Source organism: Streptomyces sp. NPDC059832 (assembly GCF_042731715.1).
GTDB lineage: Bacteria > Actinomycetota > Actinomycetes > Streptomycetales > Streptomycetaceae > Streptomyces.
The window spans coordinates 23,461-43,667 of sequence record NZ_JBHWIY010000013.1 but is presented as its reverse complement, the minus strand read 5'-3'; the positions used below and the strand labels follow the sequence as shown (position 1 = coordinate 43,667).

General features: G+C 72.1%; 20 protein-coding genes. 9 read left to right on the top strand and 11 right to left on the bottom strand.

Going from position 1 to position 20,207, the window contains the following annotated elements; genetic code table 11:
* The first annotated feature begins 317 nt into the window (after positions 1 to 317).
* A complete protein-coding gene (locus tag ACFV8T_RS23430) occupies positions 318 to 1,763 on the top strand; it encodes a GNAT family N-acetyltransferase (RefSeq protein ID WP_385330594.1) in 1,446 nt (481 codons plus the stop codon).
* On the opposite strand, the gene ACFV8T_RS23425 is transcribed toward ACFV8T_RS23430, so the two are convergent.
* On the bottom strand, positions 1,731 to 2,954 hold the full coding sequence (locus tag ACFV8T_RS23425; RefSeq protein ID WP_385330592.1) for a trans-sulfuration enzyme family protein: 1,224 nt from the start codon (positions 2,952 to 2,954) through the stop codon (positions 1,731 to 1,733). The genes ACFV8T_RS23430 and ACFV8T_RS23425 overlap by 33 nt on opposite strands.
* Positions 2,955 to 3,013: 59 nt before the next feature.
* Here ACFV8T_RS23425 and ACFV8T_RS23420 point away from each other — a divergent pair, with 59 nt between their 5' ends.
* Both ACFV8T_RS23420 and ACFV8T_RS23415 read left to right on the top strand, forming a co-directional pair.
* Positions 3,014 to 3,511, top strand: a complete 498-nt coding sequence (locus ACFV8T_RS23420; protein WP_385330589.1) for an Lrp/AsnC family transcriptional regulator — start codon at positions 3,014 to 3,016, stop codon at positions 3,509 to 3,511.
* Positions 3,512 to 3,559: 48 nt separating this feature from the next.
* Positions 3,560 to 5,245: a DUF885 domain-containing protein gene (locus ACFV8T_RS23415; protein WP_385330587.1), complete on the top strand. Its 1,686-nt coding sequence runs from the start codon at positions 3,560 to 3,562 to the stop codon at positions 5,243 to 5,245.
* 110 nt (positions 5,246 to 5,355) lie between these two features.
* Here the strand turns inward: ACFV8T_RS23415 and ACFV8T_RS23410 are convergent, their stop codons facing one another.
* Positions 5,356 to 5,844, bottom strand: a complete 489-nt coding sequence (locus ACFV8T_RS23410) for a rhodanese-like domain-containing protein (protein WP_385330584.1) — start codon at positions 5,842 to 5,844, stop codon at positions 5,356 to 5,358.
* 95 nt (positions 5,845 to 5,939) lie between these two features.
* Between ACFV8T_RS23410 and ACFV8T_RS23405 the strand changes: the two genes are divergently transcribed.
* Complete coding sequence (locus ACFV8T_RS23405; protein WP_385330581.1) at positions 5,940 to 6,386, top strand: Lrp/AsnC family transcriptional regulator; 447 nt, start codon at positions 5,940 to 5,942, stop codon at positions 6,384 to 6,386.
* Here the strand turns inward: ACFV8T_RS23405 and ACFV8T_RS23400 are convergent.
* The 4 genes from ACFV8T_RS23400 to ACFV8T_RS23385 all read right to left on the bottom strand — a co-directional run bounded on the left by ACFV8T_RS23400 (position 6,376) and on the right by ACFV8T_RS23385 (position 12,483).
* The gene (locus ACFV8T_RS23400) at positions 6,376 to 9,540 is read right to left on the bottom strand and encodes an AAA family ATPase (RefSeq protein WP_385330578.1); all 3,165 of its coding nucleotides are present in this window, start codon (positions 9,538 to 9,540) and stop codon (positions 6,376 to 6,378) included. The two genes, ACFV8T_RS23405 and ACFV8T_RS23400, sit on opposite strands and share 11 nt — an antisense overlap.
* A complete protein-coding gene (locus ACFV8T_RS23395; protein ID WP_385330575.1) occupies positions 9,537 to 10,703 on the bottom strand; it encodes an exonuclease SbcCD subunit D in 1,167 nt (388 codons plus the stop codon). The genes ACFV8T_RS23400 and ACFV8T_RS23395 overlap by 4 nt, the downstream gene beginning before the upstream one ends.
* Before the next feature lie 137 nt (positions 10,704 to 10,840).
* Positions 10,841 to 11,788: an ornithine cyclodeaminase family protein gene (locus ACFV8T_RS23390; protein WP_385330572.1), complete on the bottom strand. Its 948-nt coding sequence runs from the start codon at positions 11,786 to 11,788 to the stop codon at positions 10,841 to 10,843.
* A gap of 68 nt (positions 11,789 to 11,856) precedes the next feature.
* Positions 11,857 to 12,483 (bottom strand): YigZ family protein, encoded by a 627-nt coding sequence (locus ACFV8T_RS23385; RefSeq protein ID WP_385330569.1) that lies wholly within the window; start codon positions 12,481 to 12,483, stop codon positions 11,857 to 11,859.
* Positions 12,484 to 12,541: 58 nt separating this feature from the next.
* Here ACFV8T_RS23385 and ACFV8T_RS23380 point away from each other — a divergent pair, with 58 nt between their 5' ends.
* Together ACFV8T_RS23380 and ACFV8T_RS23375 are read left to right on the top strand one after the other, a co-directional pair.
* Complete coding sequence (locus tag ACFV8T_RS23380) at positions 12,542 to 12,952, top strand: CoA-binding protein (protein WP_385330566.1); 411 nt, start codon at positions 12,542 to 12,544, stop codon at positions 12,950 to 12,952.
* 83 nt (positions 12,953 to 13,035) lie between these two features.
* Positions 13,036 to 13,887 carry an aminoglycoside N(3)-acetyltransferase gene (locus ACFV8T_RS23375; RefSeq protein WP_385330564.1) on the top strand — a complete coding sequence of 284 codons (852 nt, stop codon included), beginning with the start codon at positions 13,036 to 13,038 and terminating at the stop codon, positions 13,885 to 13,887.
* Positions 13,888 to 13,914: 27 nt separating this feature from the next.
* Here the strand turns inward: ACFV8T_RS23375 and ACFV8T_RS23370 are convergent, their stop codons facing one another.
* Both ACFV8T_RS23370 and ACFV8T_RS23365 read right to left on the bottom strand, forming a co-directional pair.
* Positions 13,915 to 14,475 (bottom strand): YbaK/EbsC family protein, encoded by a 561-nt coding sequence (locus ACFV8T_RS23370; RefSeq protein ID WP_385330561.1) that lies wholly within the window; start codon positions 14,473 to 14,475, stop codon positions 13,915 to 13,917.
* Positions 14,476 to 14,519: 44 nt separating this feature from the next.
* Positions 14,520 to 15,092: a helix-turn-helix domain-containing protein gene (locus ACFV8T_RS23365; RefSeq protein WP_385330558.1), complete on the bottom strand. Its 573-nt coding sequence runs from the start codon at positions 15,090 to 15,092 to the stop codon at positions 14,520 to 14,522.
* Between the two features lie 93 nt (positions 15,093 to 15,185).
* Here ACFV8T_RS23365 and ACFV8T_RS23360 point away from each other — a divergent pair, with 93 nt between their 5' ends.
* Entirely contained in the window at positions 15,186 to 16,052 is an 867-nt protein-coding gene (locus ACFV8T_RS23360; RefSeq protein ID WP_385330555.1) for an EamA family transporter, read from the top strand.
* A gap of 18 nt (positions 16,053 to 16,070) precedes the next feature.
* On the opposite strand, the gene ACFV8T_RS23355 is transcribed toward ACFV8T_RS23360, so the two are convergent.
* Positions 16,071 to 16,826 (bottom strand): acyltransferase, encoded by a 756-nt coding sequence (locus ACFV8T_RS23355; protein WP_385330552.1) that lies wholly within the window; start codon positions 16,824 to 16,826, stop codon positions 16,071 to 16,073.
* A gap of 189 nt (positions 16,827 to 17,015) precedes the next feature.
* Between ACFV8T_RS23355 and ACFV8T_RS23350 the strand changes: the two genes are divergently transcribed.
* The gene (locus tag ACFV8T_RS23350; protein WP_385330550.1) at positions 17,016 to 17,546 is read left to right on the top strand and encodes a gamma carbonic anhydrase family protein; all 531 of its coding nucleotides are present in this window, start codon (positions 17,016 to 17,018) and stop codon (positions 17,544 to 17,546) included.
* Between the two features lie 133 nt (positions 17,547 to 17,679).
* Here ACFV8T_RS23350 and ACFV8T_RS23345 read toward each other — a convergent pair whose 3' ends face one another.
* Together ACFV8T_RS23345 and ACFV8T_RS23340 are read right to left on the bottom strand one after the other, a co-directional pair.
* Positions 17,680 to 18,339, bottom strand: coding sequence for a DedA family protein (locus ACFV8T_RS23345; protein WP_385330547.1), 660 nt, complete (start codon positions 18,337 to 18,339; stop codon positions 17,680 to 17,682).
* A gap of 158 nt (positions 18,340 to 18,497) precedes the next feature.
* A complete protein-coding gene (locus ACFV8T_RS23340) occupies positions 18,498 to 18,935 on the bottom strand; it encodes a DUF4442 domain-containing protein (RefSeq protein ID WP_385330996.1) in 438 nt (145 codons plus the stop codon).
* Between the two features lie 151 nt (positions 18,936 to 19,086).
* Here ACFV8T_RS23340 and ACFV8T_RS23335 point away from each other — a divergent pair, with 151 nt between their 5' ends.
* On the top strand, positions 19,087 to 20,148 hold the full coding sequence (locus tag ACFV8T_RS23335) for a hypothetical protein (protein ID WP_385330544.1): 1,062 nt from the start codon (positions 19,087 to 19,089) through the stop codon (positions 20,146 to 20,148).
* Positions 20,149 to 20,207: the final 59 nt, after the last annotated feature.

Here is a 20,207-nt window from a genome sequence, read left to right as displayed (position 1 = left end):
CGGCGGTGCGGCAGCTCCTGTCCGGCCCGGCACCGGGCCGGGAGGGCGGGGGCTGCCGCACCGCGACAGCGGGCACGATCAGGCGGACGCATCAGGCAGACACATCGGGCAGACGCATCGGACACACAGACCGGGCAGGCGAGCAAGCGCACAGGTCGGGCGAGCGATCGGGCACACGGGTCGGGCGCGCGGACGGGCACGCGATCAGGCAGGTCACCAATACACCGAAAGTGGGCGATAACGAACTAGATCCATACTTAACCCATCAGTCACAGAGTGTTCGTGATCAGGCAACAACGCTCGGTCAGAGTGAGTCCATGACTGATGTGACATCCGCGAAGACTGCCCGCCGCCCCCACCACTGGCGTCGGGACCTGACCGAGCTGGCCGCGCTGTTCACCGCGGTCGCGGTGGCCGACGCCATCGCGAACCTGATCGGGCACCAGCCGGACGGACCGTACCTGCTGATCGCCTCGGCCGTGGCCCTGGCGGTGACGGCCGGGTTCCACACCTGGTGGGCGCGGCGGCACAGCCACGCCCCGCCGCCGACCGGCTCCGACCTCCCAGCCGAGGGAGACGGCGTCGGCGCGGTCCCGGCCCACCGCGTCGACGCCGCCACGACCGCGCTGCTGAGCACGCCCACCGCTGCGGGCCCGTCCCCGTCCCCCGAGGGCATGGTGCTGTGGCGGATGCGGACCACGGTGCGGGACGCCCCCGGCAGCCTGGCGGTGCTGTGCAGCGCCCTCGCCCGGCACCGGGTCGACATCCTCACCCTGCAGACGCACCCACTGGCCCAGGGCACGGTCGACGAATTCCTGCTGCGCGCGCCCGCCCCGCTCCCGGCCCAGCAGCTGAGCCGGGCGATCTCCGCCGCCGGGGGCAGTTCGACCTGGATCGAGCGGGCCGACACGCACGATCTGGTCGACGCCCCGACGCGCGTCCTCGGCCTCGCCACCCGCACCGCCCTCGACGCGGCCGAACTCCCTCTCGCGCTGCGACAGTTGCTCGGACGGTGCACCATCCACTCGCTGCCCGCCGTCTCGATCACCGGCCGCGCGACCGGTGAGCTCACGCCCGTCGAAGGAGTGCTGGAGCAGACGGTGATGCGGCTGCGCGACCCGTCCGGAGGTGCCATCACGATCGAGCGGCCCTATCTTCCGTTCACGCCGACCGAGTTCGCGAGGGCGCGTGCCCTGGTCGAGCTCGATGCCCGGCTCGGCCCCCGCGTCCCGCGCAGCGAGCACGTGCTCACCCTGCCCGAGGGCAACGAGATCACCGTGCGCCGCGCGGACAGCAGCGACCTCGGAGCAGCACGTGCGATGCACGACCGCTGCTCCGAGCAGACGCTGCGACTGCGGTACCACGGGCCGGTCCACGACGCCGACCGCTACCTGGACCACCTGCTGAGCCCTCGCTTCGGCCGCACGCTGGCCGTGCAGACGGCCTCGGGCCGGCTGGTCGCCCTCGGCCACCTCCTCTGGGACGGCGACGAGACCGAGGTCGCCCTCCTCGTCGAGGACGACTGGCAGCGCCGTGGCATCGGCTCCGAGCTCCTGAGCCGCCTGGTGGCACTCGCCATCGAGGCGGGCTGCGAGAGCGTCTACGCCGTCACCCAGTCGTCCAACACCGGCATGGTCGCGGCCATGCGCGCGCTGTCCCTGCCGTTGGACTACCAGATCGAGGAGGGCACCCTGGTCGTCACCGCCCGGCTGGACGCGACGCCGGTCCGTTCACTGCCCCCGTACGAGCAGGCCGGTCGCTGACTCCCCGGACACGGAGGACTCCCGCCCGGCCTCCGGCGAGCTCAGCGCCTGGCACAGATCGGCCCACAGGTCCTCGACGTCCTCCAGACCGACCGACATGCGCAGCAGCCGGTCCCCGACGCCGGAAGCCTGCCGGTCTCCCTCATCCACGATGCGGTGGCTGATGGAGGCCGGATGCTGGATCAGGGAGTCCACGCTGCCCAGACTCACCGCGGGCGTGATGAGCCGCACGGCCGAGATCACCCGGTGCGGGTCCCCGTACACCTCGAACGAGACCATCGCCCCGCCCAGCTTCGGGTAGTGGACCCTGGCGATGCGCGGATCGACGGTCAGCCTGCGGGACAGTTCGGCGGCGCTCGCGGACGCCGCCCGTACCCGTACCGGAAGCGTGGACAGGCCCCGCAGCAGCAGATACCCGGCCATCGGATGCAGCACCCCGCCGGTGGCGAAACGCACCTGCCGCAGGCGGGCCGCGAACTCCTCGTCGCAGGCGACGACCCCGCCCATCACGTCGCCGTGCCCTCCGAGGTACTTGGTGGCACTGTGCAGCACGATCCGGGCACCGTGCTCGACGGGCCGCTGGAGCACCGGGGTGGCGAAGGTGTTGTCGACGAGCAACGGCACGGAGCCGCAGGAGTGCGCGATCGCGCGGATGTCGACCTCGGCGAGCGTCGGGTTGGCGGGCGTCTCCACCATCACCAGTCCGGTGTCCGGACGGATCGCCTCCGCGATGCCCGCCGGATCCGTCCAGGTCACCTCCGTGCCCAGCAGCCCGGCGCCGAGCAGATGGTCGCTGCAGCCGTAGAGCGGCCGGACGGCGACCACATGGCGCAGTCCCATGCCGGCGCGGACCAGCAGCACGGCGGTGAGCGCCGCCATTCCGCTGGCGAACGACACGGCGCTCCCGGTCCCTTCGAGCCGAGCGAGGGCGGTCTCGAACCGGGCCGTCGTCGGGTTGTCCAGCCGTGAGTAGACCGGCGGCCCTTCGAGCCGGGCGCCGGTGGCGGCGAAGTCGTCGATCCGCTCCGCCTCGCCCCTGGAGTCGTACGAGGGGTAGGTCGTGGACAGATCGATCGGCGGGGCGTGCAGTCCGAGGGCCGCGAGATCGTCGCGGCCCGCGTGCACGGCTTCGGTGGCCAGCGCCCGGGACCGGGGTGTCGTCGGGGGCGCCATCAAGGATTCGGTGTCCATGTCACCACTCTGAACAAACACCGGATTCACTGGGCCATCTCCCGTGTTACGTTCGGCAGATGGCCGATTCTGTCGCTCTTGACCCGGTGGATCTGCACATTCTGCGGCTGCTGCAGAACGATTCCCGGACCACCTACCGCGAGCTGGCCGCAGAGGTCGGCGTCGCACCGTCGACCTGCCTGGACCGGGTGACCAGGCTGCGCCGGTCAGGCGTCATTCTCGGCCACCAGCTGCGTCTGGACCCGGCACGGCTCGGCCGTGGTCTGGAGGCGCTGCTCTCCGTACAGGTCCGGCCGCACCGCAGAGAGCTCATCGGCCCGTTCGTCGAACGCATCAGGACATTGCCGGAGTCCCGCGCGCTGTTCCATCTGACCGGCCCGGACGACTATCTGGTGCATGTCGCGGTCACGGACACGGCCGACCTGCAACGCCTGGTACTGGACGAATTCACCTCGCGCCGCGAGGTGGCGAGGGTCGAGACCAGGCTGATATTCCAGCAGTGGGAGTGCGGGCCGCTGCTGCCACCGTCCGGAGAATCGGCGGAGTCGGGCCACTGAGGCCGAATAATGATGACGCGGAGGCCTCCGCCGTACGAGGATGTCCGCATGTCAGACACATCCAGCAGCGCGCTGCCCCGCCAGGTCGCCGACACCTACGTCGACGCATTCATCGAACTCGACCCGATCGCCGGCACCTATCTCGGTGTCGCGGAGAGCTCGCGCCGCCTTCCCGACTTCTCCCCCGCCGGGCAGGAGGCTCTTGCCGAGCTGGCCCGCACCACCCTGGCGAAGCTCGATGCCGCCGAACAACTGCCCGGCGCGGACAGCGATGCCGAGCGCCGCTGCGGCCGTCTCCTGCGCGAGCGCCTCACGGCGGAACTCGCCGTTCATGAGGCCGACGAGGGGCTGCGCAAGGTCTCCAATCTGTTCTCCCCGGCGCACAACGTCCGTGAGGTGTTCACGGTGACGCCGACCGAGACCGACGAGGACTGGGCGGCGGTCGTGGACCGGCTGCGCGCGGTTCCCGCCGCGCTGGAGGGCTACCGCGAGTCGCTCGCACTCGGCCTGGAGCGCAAGCTGTACGGCGGTCCGCGCGCCACCGCCACCTTCATCGGCCAGCTCGACGAGTGGGCGGGGGACGGCGGTCCGGGCTTCTTCCAGGAGTTCGTGGCCGCGGGACCCGCGACTCTGCGTGCCGATCTGGACGAGGGCGCCCGGCAGGCCACGGAGTCGGTCGTGGCGCTCCGGGACTGGATGCGCGAGGTGTACGCCCCCGCGATCGAGGGTGCGCCGGACACGGTGGGCCGCGAGCGGTACGCCCGCTGGTCGCGCTACTTCAACGGCACCGACCTGGATCTCGACGAGGCGTACGCCTACGGCTGGTCCGAGTACCACCGGCTGCTCGCCGAGATGAGGACCGAGGCCGAGAAGGTACTGCCCGGGGCCGGCCCCTGGGAGGCGCTGGCCCATCTCGATGTGCACGGCAAGCACATCGAGGGCGTCGACGAGGTCCAGGCCTGGCTGCAGAGCCTGATGGACGAGGCGATCGAGGCTCTCGACGGGACGCACTTCGAACTCGCCGAGCGCGTACGGAAGGTGGAGTCCCGCATCGCCCCGCCCGGCGGCGCCGCGGCCCCGTACTACACGGGTCCCTCCGAGGACTTCTCACGCCCCGGCCGCACCTGGCTGCCCACCATGGGCGAGACCCGTTTCCCGGTGTACGACCTGGTGTCGACCTGGTACCACGAGGGTGTGCCGGGCCACCACCTCCAGATCGCCCAGTGGACGCATGTCGCCGACAGCCTGTCCCGCTACCAGGCGTCGATCGGTGGTGTCAGCGCCAACGCCGAGGGCTGGGCGCTGTACGCGGAGCGGCTCATGGACGAGCTGGGCTTCCTGCCGGACGCGGAGCGCCGCCTCGGCTATCTGGACGCGCAGATGATGCGGGCCTGCCGGGTGATCGTGGACATCGGCATGCACGCGGAGATGGAGATCCCGGCGGACTCCCCGTTCCACCCCGGCGAGCGCTGGACCCCCGATCTGGCCCAGGAGTTCTTCGGCAACCACAGCGGCCGGCCCGCCGACTTCGTGGAGAGCGAACTGACGCGTTATCTCTCGATGCCGGGACAGGCCATCGGCTACAAGCTGGGCGAGCGTGCCTGGCTGCTGGGCCGGGAGAACGCCCGCAAGGCGCACGGTGACGCCTTCGACGCCAAGGCCTGGCACATGGCCGCCCTGTCGCAGGGTCCGCTGGGACTCGACGATCTCGTCGACGAGCTGTCCAAGCTCTGACCGGACGCCCCTGCGATACCGCGGCGACCGGGCTCGGTTCACGCCATGAGCCCGGTCGCCGAGCGCCTTCGCGGCCGGAACGGCCCGGCCGGTCGCGCCGGCCGGGGCTGTCAGCAGCCGCAGTCGTCGGAGTCGACCGGTGCGGTGAGCGGGTCCGCGTCGCGCCGCCCACGCCCCTCCCAGGTCTCGAACTCGAAGCCCTCGCGCACCCAGTACTCGAAGCCGCCGAGCATCTCCTTGACCCGGTAGCCGAGTTCGGCGAGGGCGAGCGCGGCACGTGTCGCACCGTTGCAGCCGGGTCCCCAGCAGTACGTGACCACGGGCACGGCCGGGTCGAGAAGGTTCCTGGCCTGCTCGGCGACGAGCGCGGTGGGCAGGTGGACCGCGCCGGGGACATGTCCCTGGTCCCAGGAATCGGTGGAGCGCGAGTCCAGGAGCACGAAGCCAGGATCGCCGTCGGACGCGAACGCGGCGGCGACATCGGAGACGTCCGCGTGGAAGGCGAGGGAGGCGCCGAAGTAGGCGGCGGCCACCGCCGGGGAGGCCGGTGGCACACGAAGGACGGGATGGGCCGGGGTAGCGGTGGGCTGCGATGTCATGCCCGGAAATCTATGGCCGGTGATACGTCTCCCGGAAGATGAGATCCCCGGCACAGCGCTTGATCTGCCGGGGATTTCCCTGTTGTCTCCCGAGCATGACCGACTATTCCCCGGACGCCACCGACTGGCGCATCCTCGATGTCCTGCAACGCGAGGGGCGGGCGTCGTTCGCCGAGCTGGCGCGCGCGGTGGCGATGTCCCCGAGCGCCGTGACCGAGCGGGTGCGCAGGCTGGAGGAGGCCGGGGTGATCAGCGGCTACGCAGCCGTGGTCGACCCGGAGCGGCTCGGGCTGCCGATCCTCGCCCTCGTACGGCTGCGTTACCCGAACGGCCATTACAAGCCGTTCCACGATCTGCTCGCCACGACTCCGGAGATCGTGGAGGCCCACCATGTCACCGGTGACGACTGCTTCGTACTGAAGGTCACCGCCCGCTCGATGAGTCACCTGGAGGAGGTCTCGGGGAGGATCGGCGCCCTCGGCTCGGTGACCACGAGCGTCGTCTACTCCTCGCCGCTCCCCCGCCGCGCCATCAGCCGCTGAACTCACCGGTGGTGCGGTGCCGTACCGCCGAGCCGTGCCGCTCCTTCACCACTTCGAGCTGTGCGGGGACGCGGCGGCGCAGGTCGGCCACATGGCTGACGATGCCGACACTGCGGTCCCGCTCGCGCAACGAGTCCAGCACGTCGAGCACCTCGTCTAGGGTCTGGTCGTCCAGGCTGCCGAAACCCTCGTCGATGAAGAGGGTGTCCAGCCGTACACCGCCCGCCTCGTCGGTGACGACGTCGGCCAGGCCGAGGGCGAGGGCGAGGGAGGCGAAGAACGTCTCGCCGCCCGAGAGCGTCGCCGTGTCGCGCTCGCGGCCGGTCCAGGCATCGACGACATGCAGTCCGAGGCCCGATCTGCGGCCTCCGGTGCGGGCGTCGGAGTGGACCAGCGTGTAGCGGCCGGACGACATGCGCTGCAGCCGTGCGGTGGCCGCGGCGGCGACCTGTTCGAGCCGGGCGGCGAGCACGTACGACTCCAGTCGCATCTTGCGTTCGTTGTCCGCGGAAGTGCCCGCGGTGAGCCCGGCCAGCCGTGCCACCCGGTCGTACTCCTCGCGCAGCGGTCCGAGTCCGCGCACCTCGTCCGCGGCGCCGCGCGAGAGCCTGCCGAGCTCGGCGCAGCGTTCGCGCGCGGCGGCCAGCGCGGCCGAGGCGTCCCGCAGCGACCGCTCGGCCGTGTCGTGCGCGGCCTGCGCGAGCCCCACCGCGGCCTGCGGGCGGTCGGCTGCGGCACGGGTGTCCGTCTCCGCCAGACGGTCGGCCACCGCCGCCGCCTCGGACTGCCAGGCGTCGACGAGCTGCTGGAGTTCGCGCTGCCCGGCATCGCCGAGGAGGGCCTCGGCCGCGTCCTGCGGGGTGTCGAACCCCGCCCGGAACGCGGCGTCCGCGAGCCGGTCGTCGGCCTCCTTGCGGCGCTGTGCGGCCAGCTCCTCCTCCCGTACCGCCTCGGCGGCTGCGGCGAGCAGAGCGACCCGGCGCTCCAGGAGTGCGGAGTGTTCGGCCACGCTGCCGGACTCGCCACGGGCGGTCACCAACTCGGCCTCCAGCGAGGCCTGCTCACGGTCCAGGCCCTCACGCAGGGAGGTGCGGGCCGCGGCCCGGCGTTCGGCGAGCTGCCGTCCGTCGAGGCGTTCGGCCTGTTCCCGCTCGGCGGCCGCGAGAACCTCGCGCGCGGCGTGCATGCCGGCCGCGGTGCGGTACGCCTCGGCGTGCATGCCCGTCAGCCGGTCGACGAGCGCGCCGAGTTCGGCGACGGTGGGGTCGGTGCCGGGCCCGGTCCCGACCGGTCCGGCGGCGACCGCCCCGGTCCCTGCCGTCGGCGCCGGCCCGGCCGATCCGACGGCGGCTCTCCCCGCCACGCATCCGGACACGGCCGGATCGCCGGCATCGGCCCCGTCCCTCGGCTGCGGCACCGCCGACTGCGCGGCCGCGCGGGCGGCGGTGTGCTGCTCGCGTACGACTCCGAGCTCCCGGTCCGCCCGCGTACGCGCCTCCTCGGCGCGCCGGTGGGCGTCGAGGGCCCGCTCCTCGGCGGCCTTGTCGACATGTCCATCTGCCGCGCGGGCCGGCTTGGGGTGGTCGGCCGAGCCGCAGACCTTGCAGTCCTCGCCGTCCACCAGCTCCGCCGCCAGTTCCGCCGCGATGTCACGCAGTCGTCGCTCGCGAAGCTCCAGCCACGACTCATGGGCCGCGGCGGCGCGCTCGCGGGCCGCGGCCAGCCGCTCGGCGGCGGCCGACACCTGGGCGGCGAGCACGTCGCGGCGGCGGGCCGCGTCCAGCCGCGCGCGGGCGGGCTCCAGCCGGCCGGCGAGCTGTTCGGCACGGGTGGCGGCCTCCTGGGCCGCCTCGACGCGTGCGCGCAGGCCGTCGCGGGTGGATTCCCAGTCGGCGAGCCAGAGTTCCGCTTCGCGGATCAGCTCGTCGTCGGCCCTGGCCTGCCGCTCCAGTCCGGCCCGCTCGGTGTCGATCTGTGCGCTGCGGCGCTCGGCACGCTTCGCGGCGTCGAGCCCGCCGAGCTCCTGGCGGAGCCGTCGCTCCAGCTCCGCCAGCTGTTCGGCACCGGCGTCGGCCAGGGTGCCGGGCAGCACCGCACGGGCGCGGTCACGGTCCCGGCAGGCCGTGCGGTACCCGCGCTCGGCCTCCTCGCGCAGGTCCAGAGCGGGCGCGACGAGGTCCGCCTTGCGGGCCCGTGCGAGACGTTCGTGGTGCCGGTCGCGGTCGGGGCGGCGGGTTTCGAGTGCGGCGGCGCGGCGCCGCGTCTCCTCGTACCGCTGCTGGAGTGTGGCAAGTTCGCGTTCGCTGTCGAGGGCCAGGCGGGCGGCCGACTGCCGGCCTTCGGCCATGGCGAGGACACAGGCGGCGATGTCGAGCCGTTCGCGGGCGCCGCTGCGGGCCGTGGCGGCCCACTCCAGCACGCCTTCGGCGAGCCCCGGTTCGCCGGGCTGGAGGCCGGGGAACGGCGATTCGCGGGCGGCGGGTCCGGCGGCCTGGGCGATCCGCTGGGCCACCGCGAGAACACGTTCGTCCGCGGCCGCGACCCTGGTTTCGGCGGTACGGCGCAGTTCGGCCAGGCGCTCCTCGACGGCGGCGAAACGGTGGGTGTCGAAGAGCCTGCCGAGGAGTCTGCCGCGTGCCTCGGCATCGGCGCGCAGGAAGCGTGCGAAGTCGCCCTGCGGCAGGAGCACCACTTGGCAGAACTGTTCCCGGCTCATCCCGATGAGCTGGGTGATCTCCTCGCCGATCTCCTGGTGCGAGCGGCTGAGCGGCCGCCAGCCGTCGTCGGGGTCGTACTCGCGCAGCCGGCTCTGGGCCTTCTCCGTCGTGAAGCCGCTGCCCTTCTTCTTGGGGCGGGGCTGTGCGGGGCTCCGGGTGATTTCGAGGCGCCGGCCGCCGACGGTCAGTTCCAGCTCGACCTCGGTGGCGAGATCCGCCGGGGCGTGGTCGCTGCGCAGGGAGGTGCCGGGGCTCTGGCGGGCGCCGGGCACCGCGCCGTACAGGCCGTAGCAGACCGCGTCGAGGACCGAGGTCTTCCCGGCGCCGGTCGGCCCGTGCAGCAGGAAGAGCCCGGCCGACGCGAGGGCGTCGAAGTCGATCTCCTGGGTGGTGCCGAACGGTCCGAAGGCGGTGATGGTGAGCCGGTGGAGTCTCAACGGTTCACCTCGCGCACGCCGTCGTCCACCCGGACGTGGTCGAAGGCGCCGCGCAGCACCGTTCGTTCCTGTTCGTCGGCTGCGGAGCCGCCGCGCACATGTGCCACGAAGTCCTCGGCGATCTGCTGGTCGTCGCGCCCCTTGAGGCGCTGTGCGTACGAGGCGAGCGGGTCGTCCGGGGCCCGGTCGGGTTCGAACACGAGGCTGAGTGTGTGCGGGAACCGCTCGACGAGCCGGGCCATCGGCTCGACCGGGCGCACCGGGTCGGTGAGGGTGGCCTCGATCCAGGAGTCCCGGTGCCGCTCCGGCGCGGGGTCCTCGACGAGCTCGTCGAGGCGGCCGCGGAGCCGGGCGAGGGGGCGGGGCACCGGGCAGTCGAGGCGTTCGGCGGTGACCGTGCCCGAGGCGTCGAGGTCGATCAGCCACATCGTCTTGCGGTGGTCGGCCTCGGAGAAGGAGTACGCGAGCGGCGAGCCGGAGTAGCGGACGCGTTCGGTGACGGTCTGGCAGCCGTGCAGATGGCCGAGCGCCACGTAGTCGACGCCGTCGAAGACTCCGGCGGGCACGGCGGCCACCCCGCCGACGGTGATGTCGCGCTCGCTGTCGCTGGGCTCCCCGCCCGCGACGAAGGCGTGGGCGAGCACCACGGACCGGGTGCCGTCCGGGCGTGCCGCCAGATCTGTGCGTACCCGCTCCATGGCGGCGGTCAGCACCGCTTCGTGCCCGGCGCGCTCCGCCTTGAAGACGTCCTTCACCAGGGCCGGTTCCAGGTAGGGCAGCCCGTAGAACGCCACCTCACCGTGCGCGTCCCGCAGGACGACGGGGGTGGCGCAGTCGGCGGGGTCGGTCCGCAGATGGATCCCGGCCCGCCCGATCAGCCCTGCGCCGACGCCCAGCCTGCGTGCCGAGTCATGGTTCCCGGAGATCATCACGGTGGGCACACCGGCGGCGGCGAGCCGGTGCAGCGCGTCGTCGAAGAGCGCGACGGCGGACAGCGGTGGAACCGCCCTGTCGTACACATCACCCGCGACGAGGACCGCGTCCACCTCGTGCTCGCGCACCGTCGTCACCAGGTGGTCCAGGTAGGCGGCCTGGGCTTCGAGCAGGGAGACCCGGTGGAACGAGCGCCCCAGGTGCCAGTCCGATGTGTGCAGAATTCTCAAGACCCGGCTCCGACCCGCATTGTTCTCTTCCTCCGCCCCCGAGTGGTGAGCCCCTCTTTTCTCACCTCTCACAGTCTCGCATCACCGCCGACCGCGTCCGGGCCTTCGGCGCTCCGGCCCTTCGGCCCTTCGTCCCCTCATCCCAGAAGATCGATCCGCGTTCCGACGTCGCGGAGTTCCGCCCTCCGGTACGCCGTCCAGGCGACGGCCAGGTCCTGCCAGGGGAGCCCGACCGGCGCGTAGACGGAACGGGCCGTGCCGGAGGTACGGCCGGGGTGCGCGCCGCCGAGCAGCTCGCCGAGAGTGGCGTCGGCGGCGGTGGCCGGCAGTCCCGCCGCGGCCAGGGCGCCCGTCGCCGCGGCCTGCTCGCGGTCGTCGACGACGAGAAGGGCGGCGGCGAGCAGATCGGCGGAGAGCTCCTGCTTGCCGGGTTCGTCGGCGCCGAGCGTGGTGAAGTGCTGTCCGGGGCGGCTGTCGGCGAGGCTCAGCAAGGGAGCGCGCGACCAGGTGGAGAGCAGTACGACATCGGCCGCCGCGGCGACCCCGGCTGCCGTGCCGAGGGCCCGGCCGCCGTGCCGGATGGCGAATTCCGAGGCGCGTTCCGGGTCGGTGTCGTGCACCACGAGTTCGCGGAAGCTCCGCAGACTCCGCAGTCCGCGGACCATGATCTCGGCCTGGGCGCCCGCGCCGACGACGCCGAGCACCGCCTCGCCCGCGGGGTCGGGGGCGGCGAGGACATCGGTGCCGAGGGCGGCGGCCAGCCCGGTCCGCCATGCCGTGACGGTGGCGGAGTCGAGGAGCGCGAGGAGTTCGCCGTCCCGGCCGCTGTGCAGGCAGATCACACCGCGCAGCGCCGGCCGGGCGCCCGGGAACTTGGCGTTGACCTTGACGGTGTAGGCGTCGATACCCGGCAGCAGGCCGGGAATGAGCGCCGTCGCCGTACCGGGGAACGGCAGATCCGTGCGCACCCGCTGCCCGGCGACCGCCGGGGATCCGGCGTGACGGAACCCCTCGGACAGGGCTTTCAGGGCGGTTTCCGGATCGAGGACGGCCAGGAGGTCGCTGCGGGTCAGGAGTCGGGTCATGCGCCCATTGTCCGGTGCGGCCGGTCAGTGGCGGCGCCTCGGTACCCCCGGGCGGTCCGTGGTTCCGGTCAGGCGTCCCCGTACGCCTCGCCGCCCAGCTCCAGCTCGGCCTCGCCCGCTGTCGCATCGGCCAGCCAGCCGCGGAAGGATTCGACATCGGCGTCCGGCAGCCCGATCTCGATGATGACGGCCTCCGCGTAGCGGACCTCGCGCACGGTGCGGCCGGTGGCCCGGAGGTCGTTCTCCAGTCTGCCCGCGCGCTGGTGGGCGACGGTGATCGTGGCGAGGCGGAACCGTTGCCGGGTGATGGTGCCGAGCTCGTCGAGGGCCTCGCCGACCACTCCCCCGTAGGCCCTGATCAGCCCGCCGGCACCGAGCTTGACGCCGCCGTAGTAGCGGGTGACGACGGCGACGACGTAGCGCATCTCGCGGCGTGTCAGCATCTGCAGCATGGGTACGCCCGCGGTGCCCCCGGGTTCCCCGTCGTCGCTCGCCTTCTGTACGGAGGCGTCGGCGCCGATCACGTAGGCGAAGCAGTTGTGGGTGGCGGTCGGGTGTTCCCTGCGGATGCGTGCGACGAAGTCCTGCGCCTCCTGCTCGGTGGCGGCGGGGGCGAGCGCGCAGATGAAGCGCGATCGGTTGATCTCGGTCTCGTGCACGCCCGCTCGGGCGACTGTCCGGTACTGCTCCTGCATCCGGCCACCCTATGCCCCGCCCGGGAATGGTCCGGGGCCCCCGTCCGTTGTGCGGATCATGTACGCGGACGAAGAGACGATCCACAGGATTCTCCGGGACAGCGGCGACACCTGGGCCGTGGTGGGCCTGTCCAACAACCGGTCGCGCGCGGCCTACGGTGTCGCCGAGGTGCTCCAGCGCTTCGGCAAGCGGGTGGTCCCGGTGCATCCGAAGGCGGAGCGGGTGCACGGCGAGGACGGCTACGCCTCGCTGGCCGACATCCCGTTCCCGGTCGATGTGGTGGACGTCTTCGTCAACAGTGAGCTGGCGGGGGCGGTGGCCGACGAGGCGGTCGCGGCGGGTGCCAGGGCCGTCTGGTTCCAGCTCGGTGTGGTCGACACGGAGGCGTACGGCCGCGCGCGTGCGGCAGGGCTGGACATGGTCATGGACCGGTGCCCCGCCATCGAGATCCCGGCACTGAAGCGCTAGGAAGCCCCGGCAGGCGCACCCGCGTCCCTCGTCCGGATGTGCGTGGTGTCGCCCCCGGCGTCCGGCTGGGAGAATGGCCGGCTGTGACTACTACGACTGCGCCGAACGTCACCCACAGCCGGAGCGGGCTGGCCGGTCAGCTGGCCGAGCTCGGCGTGGAGTCCGGCGGTGTCCTCCTGGTGCATGCCTCGATGCGCGCGGTGGGCCCGGTCAGCGGTGGGGTCCGCGCGATGGCCGGCGCGCTGCGGGACGCCCTCGGGGGGCGCGGCACGCTCGTCGTCCCCGCCTTCACGCCGGAGAATTCCGATACGTCTCCGCACTACCTCGACCGGGTGCGCGGCCTCGACGACCGGGCCCGGAAGGCGGTACGCGCGAGCATGCCGCCCTTCGACCCGGCGACCTCGGCCGCACCGTCGGTGGGCAGCCTCGCGAAGGCGGTACGGCTCGGCGAAGGGGCGACGCGCAGCGACCATCCGCAGACGTCCTTCGCCGCGCTCGGCCCGCTGGCCCGGGACCTGATGGCGGGTCACCGTCCCGACTGCCATCTCGGCGAGGACTCGCCCTTGGCCCGCCTCTACGATCTGCGGGCCCAGGTGCTCCTGCTGGGCACCGGATTCGACACCTGCACCGCGTTCCATCTCGGCGAGTACCGGGTACCCGCCCCGCCCCGCCGGAGCTACCGCTGCGTGGTGGCGACCGGGGGCCGCCGCCAGTGGTGGGAGTACGAGGACGTCGCCCTGGACGACAGCGACTTCGCGGCCCTGGGCGCGGACTTCGCCGGTGCGCACGACGCCTCGGCCGTGCGTACCGGCCCGGTCGGCTCGTCGACGAGCCGGCTCTTCCGCATCACCGACGCCGTCGACTACGCCACGCGCTGGCTGACCTCTCACCGGGCCGTGCCGCCGGTGCGGGCCCTCTGCCACTCGCCGGGCTGAGAGCGCCGGCAATCGGCGGTCGCCGTCTCAGCTCCTGATGCCGAGACCCTCGACGATCACCGCGCCCGGCAGCGCCGCCAGGGCCTTGCCCGGGACGATCAGCTTGCCCCGGCGGCTGCCGCTGCCGATCAGTACCCACTCCTCGTCGACGACGGCGGGATCGATCAGCAGCGGCCACGCGGCGGGGAGGCCGATGGGGGTGATGCCGCCGTACTCCATGCCGGTCTCGCCGACCGCCGTGTCCATCGGGGCGAAGGACGCCTTGCGGGCGCCCAGTTGCTTGCGGACCGCGCCGTTCACGTCGACGCGGGAGTGGGACAGGACGAGGCAGGCCGCGAGCGTCACCTCGCCGCCGCGCTTGCCCGCCACCACGACGCAGTTGGCCGACCGGTCGAGCAGTTCCGCGCCGTGGTGCTCGACGAAGACCGCCGTGTCGGCGATGGCCGGATCCGTGTCGACGTGAATGACCTGCTCGGCGGGGAAGCCACCCCAGCCCGCGGTCACGGCGGCGGCGACGGGGTCGGTGAGCAGGTCGAGGCGGTCGGCCGCCGGGCCTGCGTTGTCGAAGGAGCCGATGGGAGCACGCATGCGCACCACGCTAACAGCGCCCCCGGGTCCCTCGGCCGGCCGTCTCACCGTACGGGCGGGATGGAGACCACCAAGGTGATCCCGACCGGCTCGGAGCCGTCATTGCGGTAGGCGTGCGGGTGATGCGCCTCGAACGAGGCGGAGCCGCCGGCCGGTACGGCGTACGAGGTGCCGTCGACGACCAGGGTGAGCTCGCCCGTGGTGACATGGAGCAGTTCGACGGTGCCCTCGGGGTGCGGATCGGAGGCGCTGCTGTCGCCGGGCATCAGGCGCCAGGTCCAGAGTTCGAGCGGCCCCCTCGCCTCCGCACCGACGTGCAGGGTGGTGGAACTGCCCGCGTCGGTGGACCACATGTGCACCGCCTGGCTCTCGGGCACCAGCCGGACCGGTGAGCTCTGCTCGTAGTCGAGCAGCGTCGTGATGCTGACACCGAGCGCGTCGGCGAGCTTGACCGTGGTGCCGACGCTCGGGTTGGTGCGGGCCTGCTCGATCTGGATGATCATGCCGCGGCTGACCCCGGCGCGGGCGGCGAGCACGTCCAGGGTGAAGCCGCGTTCCCCCCTCCAGCGCTTGAGATTGCGCGCGAGCGACTGAGTGAGCTGATCGAGGTCAGACACATTCCGTCCAATATTTTGGATGACAGGGTCGAAAATACCGCACTACGGTGTGGTGAACCCAACCGTTCACCGCACTGTACTGCGAGGCATGCAGTGACAGCACTGTTCGCGCTGGCCACCAGCCTGCTCCGGGGACTGGCCGACTTCGGCGGTGGACTGTTCACCCGACGCATCCCCGCGCTCACCGTGGTCGTCGTCTCGCAGGCCGCCGCGGCCGTGGTGCTCGGCGTCATCGTGATCGCGACCGGCGGGTGGAGCGAGGCTGGCCCGCAGCTGTGGTTCGCCGTCGCGGCGGGCGTCGTCGGACCGGTGGCGATGCCGTGCTTCTACAAGGCCCTGGCGCTCGGCCCGATGGGGGTCGTCCCCCCGTTCGGCTCGCTGGGCGTCGCCGTGCCGGTGAGCGTCGGACTCGTCGTCGGGGAGCGGCCGGGGCTGTTCCAGTTCGCCGGGGTCGGCATCGCCGTGACGGGCGTCGTACTGGCGGGCGGACCGCAGCTGCGAGGGGCGCCGGTGCAGCGCCGGGCGGTGCTGCTGACCCTGCCGGCCGCGTTCGGCTTCGGGTCGGTGATGTCCCTGATCGCGGAGGCCTCCACGACGATGACCGGGCTGTTCCTGGCGCTCTTCGTCCAGCGCCTCACCAATTTCGCGGTGGGCGGTACGGCCCTGTTCGCGTCGGTGCGCCGCGGGGCACGCGCGCTGCCCGAGGAGGGCGGGTCCGCCGCGGTACTGGCCGCGCTGCCCGTCCTGGCGCTCATCGGGCTCGCGGATGTCGCGGCCAACGGCACGTACGCGATCACCGCGCAGCACGGGCCGGTCACGGTGGCCGCCGTACTCGCCTCGCTCTATCCGGTGGTCACGGCGCCGGCCGCGCGCGGGGTACTGAAGGAACGGCTGCGTGGGGTGCAGGCCGCCGGGGCCGGTCTCGCCCTGGTGGGCACGGTGCTGCTCGCGACCGGATGAGACCCGCTCCGGCCGCGGTCAGCCGGCGGACGGGTCCGCCGGCTCGGCGGGTTCCGCCAGGGCGAGCAACTGCTCGGGCGTGACGCCCGTCGGGATCGGCACCGGGGCAGGGGTACGCAGCGGCGGCTGCCAGCCCTTCTCGGGATCCCAGCTGCGTACGACCCGGGCGGGGGCACCGGCCACCACCGCGTGGTCGCGCACCTCGCCCCGTACCACCGCCCCCGCGGCGACCACCACGTTGCGGCCGAGCGTGGCCCCCGGGAGGATCACCGCCCCGGTGCCGATCCAGCAGCCCGGCCCGATGGCGACCGGCTCCATGCGGGGCCACTGCCGGCCGACCGGCTCGTGCGGATCGTCGTAACTGTGGTTCGTCGACGTGATGTAGACATACGGCCCGCAGTACGTGTCCGGGCCGATGGTCACCGTGGTGTCGGCGACCACATGACTGCCGCGGCCGAGCACCACCCCGTCCCCCAGGGTCAGGATCGGATCGGGGCCCAGGTCCAGGTCGGGCATGAGCCCGGCCGTCAGCGTGACCTGCTCACCGATCACGCAGTGCGCGCCGAGCTCGATCCACCGTTCCCCGAAGACCGTGCCCTGCGGAAAGGCCAGCCGGGTGCCCGCGCCGATCCGGCGGAAGCGCAGCGCGCCCGGACGATCCGCGGTGACCGCGCCCGTCTCCTGCACCCAGCGCCAGCCGCGGTGGACGGCCCGGGACAGGGCGCGCCGCCGCCAGGCGGCAAGGGAAGAGAACGCGTTCCTGTTCGTCGGCACTCGCTCACGGTAGTCGGCGGCGTCCGGCCCGATCACCGCGGCGGCCTGTGATGTTCACCCCACTGGGTCGCGGTCCGCCGACCGTCGCATACCGTTTCTCCGAGGCGATCGACGCGATCCAACAGCCGCGGCCGGCTGCCGGAGCGGACGGCCGCGGCCGCACGAGACCTGAGCACGGAGGAACGGGCGATGGCAGAGCAGGCGTTGATCACGGGAATGGGCGGCAAGGAGCCGGACATCGACGCGGATGCCTTCACGGCACCGACCTCGGTCGTCATCGGTGAGATCACGATGGCCGCGGGCTCCAGCGTCTGGTACCACGCCGTACTGCGCGCCGACTGCGGCCCGATCGTCATCGGGTCCGACAGCAACATCCAGGACAACTGCAGCGTCCATGTCGATCCCGGGTTCCCCGTCACGGTCGGCGAGCGCGTCTCGGTCGGGCACAACGCCGTGCTCCACGGCTGCACGATCGAGGACGACGTCCTGGTCGGCATGGGCTCCACCATCCTCAACGGAGCCCATATCGGCGCCGGTTCACTGATCGCGGCGCAGGCGCTGGTCCCGCAGGGAATGCGGGTGCCCCCGGGCTCGCTGGTCGCCGGTGTCCCCGCCAAGGTGAAGCGGCAGCTGACCGAGGAGGAGCTCGAAGGCATCAAGTTCAACGCGGTGGGTTACGTGGAGCTGGCCAAGGCGCACCGCCAGGCCCACGAGGGCTGAGCGGGGAGGACGGGGCGGGGCCGGGAGCGTACGGGAGGGAGTGCCGGGCGAGGCACGTGCCCGGCGGCTTCGTGTCTCCGCCTCGCCCGCACCATCCCGCACCGCGCTGTCCCGCCCGCGCCGCCCCGTCCGGTCAGTCCGCGGCCCGAACCGCTGCCGAGCCGGGCGCGGAGGCGGCCGACGCCTGCTCCGCCGCCTTCTTGGCCCGGTTCTTCACGATCAGCATCGAGGTGATGCCGATCAGCACCGCGGCCACGAGGCCGAGATACGAGAACCGCTTGAGCCAGGCCTCGGCGACGACTCCCACCGAGTAGATGACGGCCGTCGTGCCGCCCGCCCAGACGATGCCGCCGAGCACGTTGGCGATCAGGAACTTCCAGTACGGCATGTGCAGTACGCCCGCCAGCGGACCCGCGAAGATCCTCAGCAACGCCACGAAGCGGCCGAAGAACACCGCCCACATGCCCCACTTCTGGAACGAGCGCTCCGCCAGCCCGATCTGGCTCTCGCCGAAGTGCTTGGGGAACTTCCTGCCCAGCCGGGCCAGCAGCGGCCGGCCGCCCTTGCGGCCGATGGCGTATCCGATCGAGTCACCGATGACCGCGCCGGCCGAGGCACAGGCGCCGAGGATCCACGGGTTCACTCCGTCGTGCCCGGCAGCCAGCAGCGCCGCGCTGATCAGTACGATCTCGCCCGGCAGCGGAATGCCGAGGCTCTCCAGCCCGATGACCACGCCCACCAGGGCGTAGACGCTGACCGCGGGGATGGTCTCCAGCCATTCCTGGATGTGCAACGCCGATCCTCCCGTAACCGATGTCCGTTGCCCGCCGGGCAACTCCTCGGCGCACGGCGGGAAGCCTACCTGTCCCGCCGACTCCCCGGACAGCGCGAAAAGCCGCCATGCGCCCTCTCGTTGGGGTGCGTGGCGGCTCTTCGCGGAACCGGCCGGAATCAGGCGTGGGGACGCAGCGTCCAGACGACCGTCATCTCACCGGTCACCGCGCCGTCCGCGCGGTGGATCTCGATGGCCACGGGGAACTCCGGCCGTTCGCCCGCGTCGAGTTCGGCGATGACATCGGCCACCGGGCGGCCGAGGGTCGCCGTCGCCGTGACGACGCCCTTGGCCAGCTTCTTGTAACCGATCTCCGCCTTCACCGCCAGCGGCACGGCGCGCGACATCTGGTCGCCGAAGGCGGCGATGACGATCGCCCCGCTCGCCGATTCCGCCAGCGTGAACATCGCTCCGGCGTGCGGTCCGCCGATGTGGTTGTGGTACTCGGCCTGGTCCGGCAGGCGGACCACCGCGCGCTCGGCGGTCGTCTCCAGGAACTCGAGATTGAGGGTCCGGGCCATCGGGACCGTCGCGACGAGCATCTCGCCCACGGTCATCTGTTCAGCGCTCATGACGGGATGTTACTCACGAGTAAAGCTATTTGGCCATCCCCGTGTCCCCCGGCACCCCCCCTGATCGGATCCTTCACCGTCCGCACACGGGGGCGGCCGTAGCAGACCGGCCACCACCCCTCTATCGTTACTCGCCATGTGGCCAGGACAGCAGCCGCCCGGGGGCGAGCAAAACCCGCAGGACCAGAATCAGAACCCGTACCAGCAGCCGGGGTACCAGCAGCCGAATCCCTATCAGCAGCCGGGATATCAGCAGCAGGGACAGCCCGGACCGCAGCCGGGACATCCGCAGCAGGGCCAGCAGCCCGGCTATCCGCAGCCGAACCCGTACCAGCAGCCGACCGTGCCGCAGTACGCGGTACCCGGCCCGCCCGGTGAACCGCAGCCCGGCGACAACAAGAAGAAGACCACCGCCGTCGCGATCGTCGCGGCCACCGCTGTCGTCGTGGCCGCCGTGGTGACCGGTGTCGTCGTGATGAACAAGGACGACAAGGGCAAGGACGTCGCCGACGACAAGCAGACGTCGGCGCCCAAGCCGTCCGGGTCCTCCTCCACCGCCGAGGCGAACCCGCGTGGCGACGACGGGGACCCCAAGCCCCTCATCCCCGGGTGGAAGGTCGTCACCAATCCCAAGTGGGGCACGCAGTTCGACGTGCCCGGCGACTGGGAGGTCGGGACGCCCGGCACGTTCTCGTACTTCGAGGACGACAAGAAGGGCGACAAATCGCCCCTCATCGGCTTCTCCGCGCCGTCGTTCTACCAGAAGCAGTGGTGCGTGGACGACTCCGACAAGGACGGCATCAAGGAGAACATGAGCCTCGCGAGCGCCGGTACCAGGGGCGCCCAGGGTGCCACCGACGCCGCCAAGAACGCCCACAGCGAGGCCGGCACCTGGGCGTGGGCCGCCTACGCGCAGCACATGCCGGAGAGCACCATCAAGTTCACCGAGGCCAAGCAGTACACCACCAAGTCGGGTCTCACCGGCCAGGTCGTCACCGCCACCGCGCCGAATGTCACGAAGCGGAAGAAGTGCGACAGCGACGGCAAGACCATCGCCTTCACCTTCAAGAACAAGAATGGTGAGTTCGCGTCCTGGGTGCTGTACGGAGCCGATTCCGTCAAGGACGAACTTCCGGACACGACGATCCAGAAGATCCTCAGCACCGTGCGGCTGGTGGACGTCGTCAAGACCGACTGACCCCTTCGTATCCCCCGGGAAAGCAGTTGGCACGGCGAGGGCGCGGCGGCGATAGTCCC

Excerpts from the sequence above, each read along its gene's own strand:
- ACFV8T_RS23430 (WP_385330594.1), top strand. The coding sequence starts at position 318 with ATGACTGATGTGACATCCGCGAAGACTGCCCGCCGCCCCCACCACTGG.
- ACFV8T_RS23425 (WP_385330592.1), bottom strand. The coding sequence starts at position 2,954 with ATGGACACCGAATCCTTGATGGCGCCCCCGACGACACCCCGGTCCCGG.
- ACFV8T_RS23420 (WP_385330589.1), top strand. The coding sequence starts at position 3,014 with ATGGCCGATTCTGTCGCTCTTGACCCGGTGGATCTGCACATTCTGCGG.
- ACFV8T_RS23415 (WP_385330587.1), top strand. The coding sequence starts at position 3,560 with ATGTCAGACACATCCAGCAGCGCGCTGCCCCGCCAGGTCGCCGACACC.
- ACFV8T_RS23410 (WP_385330584.1), bottom strand. The coding sequence starts at position 5,844 with ATGACATCGCAGCCCACCGCTACCCCGGCCCATCCCGTCCTTCGTGTG.
- ACFV8T_RS23405 (WP_385330581.1), top strand. The coding sequence starts at position 5,940 with ATGACCGACTATTCCCCGGACGCCACCGACTGGCGCATCCTCGATGTC.
- ACFV8T_RS23390 (WP_385330572.1), bottom strand. The coding sequence starts at position 11,788 with ATGACCCGACTCCTGACCCGCAGCGACCTCCTGGCCGTCCTCGATCCG.
- ACFV8T_RS23385 (WP_385330569.1), bottom strand. The coding sequence starts at position 12,483 with ATGCAGGAGCAGTACCGGACAGTCGCCCGAGCGGGCGTGCACGAGACC.
- ACFV8T_RS23380 (WP_385330566.1), top strand. The coding sequence starts at position 12,542 with ATGTACGCGGACGAAGAGACGATCCACAGGATTCTCCGGGACAGCGGC.
- ACFV8T_RS23370 (WP_385330561.1), bottom strand. The coding sequence starts at position 14,475 with ATGCGTGCTCCCATCGGCTCCTTCGACAACGCAGGCCCGGCGGCCGAC.
- ACFV8T_RS23350 (WP_385330550.1), top strand. The coding sequence starts at position 17,016 with ATGGCAGAGCAGGCGTTGATCACGGGAATGGGCGGCAAGGAGCCGGAC.
- ACFV8T_RS23340 (WP_385330996.1), bottom strand. The coding sequence starts at position 18,935 with ATGACCGTGGGCGAGATGCTCGTCGCGACGGTCCCGATGGCCCGGACC.
- ACFV8T_RS23335 (WP_385330544.1), top strand. The coding sequence starts at position 19,087 with ATGTGGCCAGGACAGCAGCCGCCCGGGGGCGAGCAAAACCCGCAGGAC.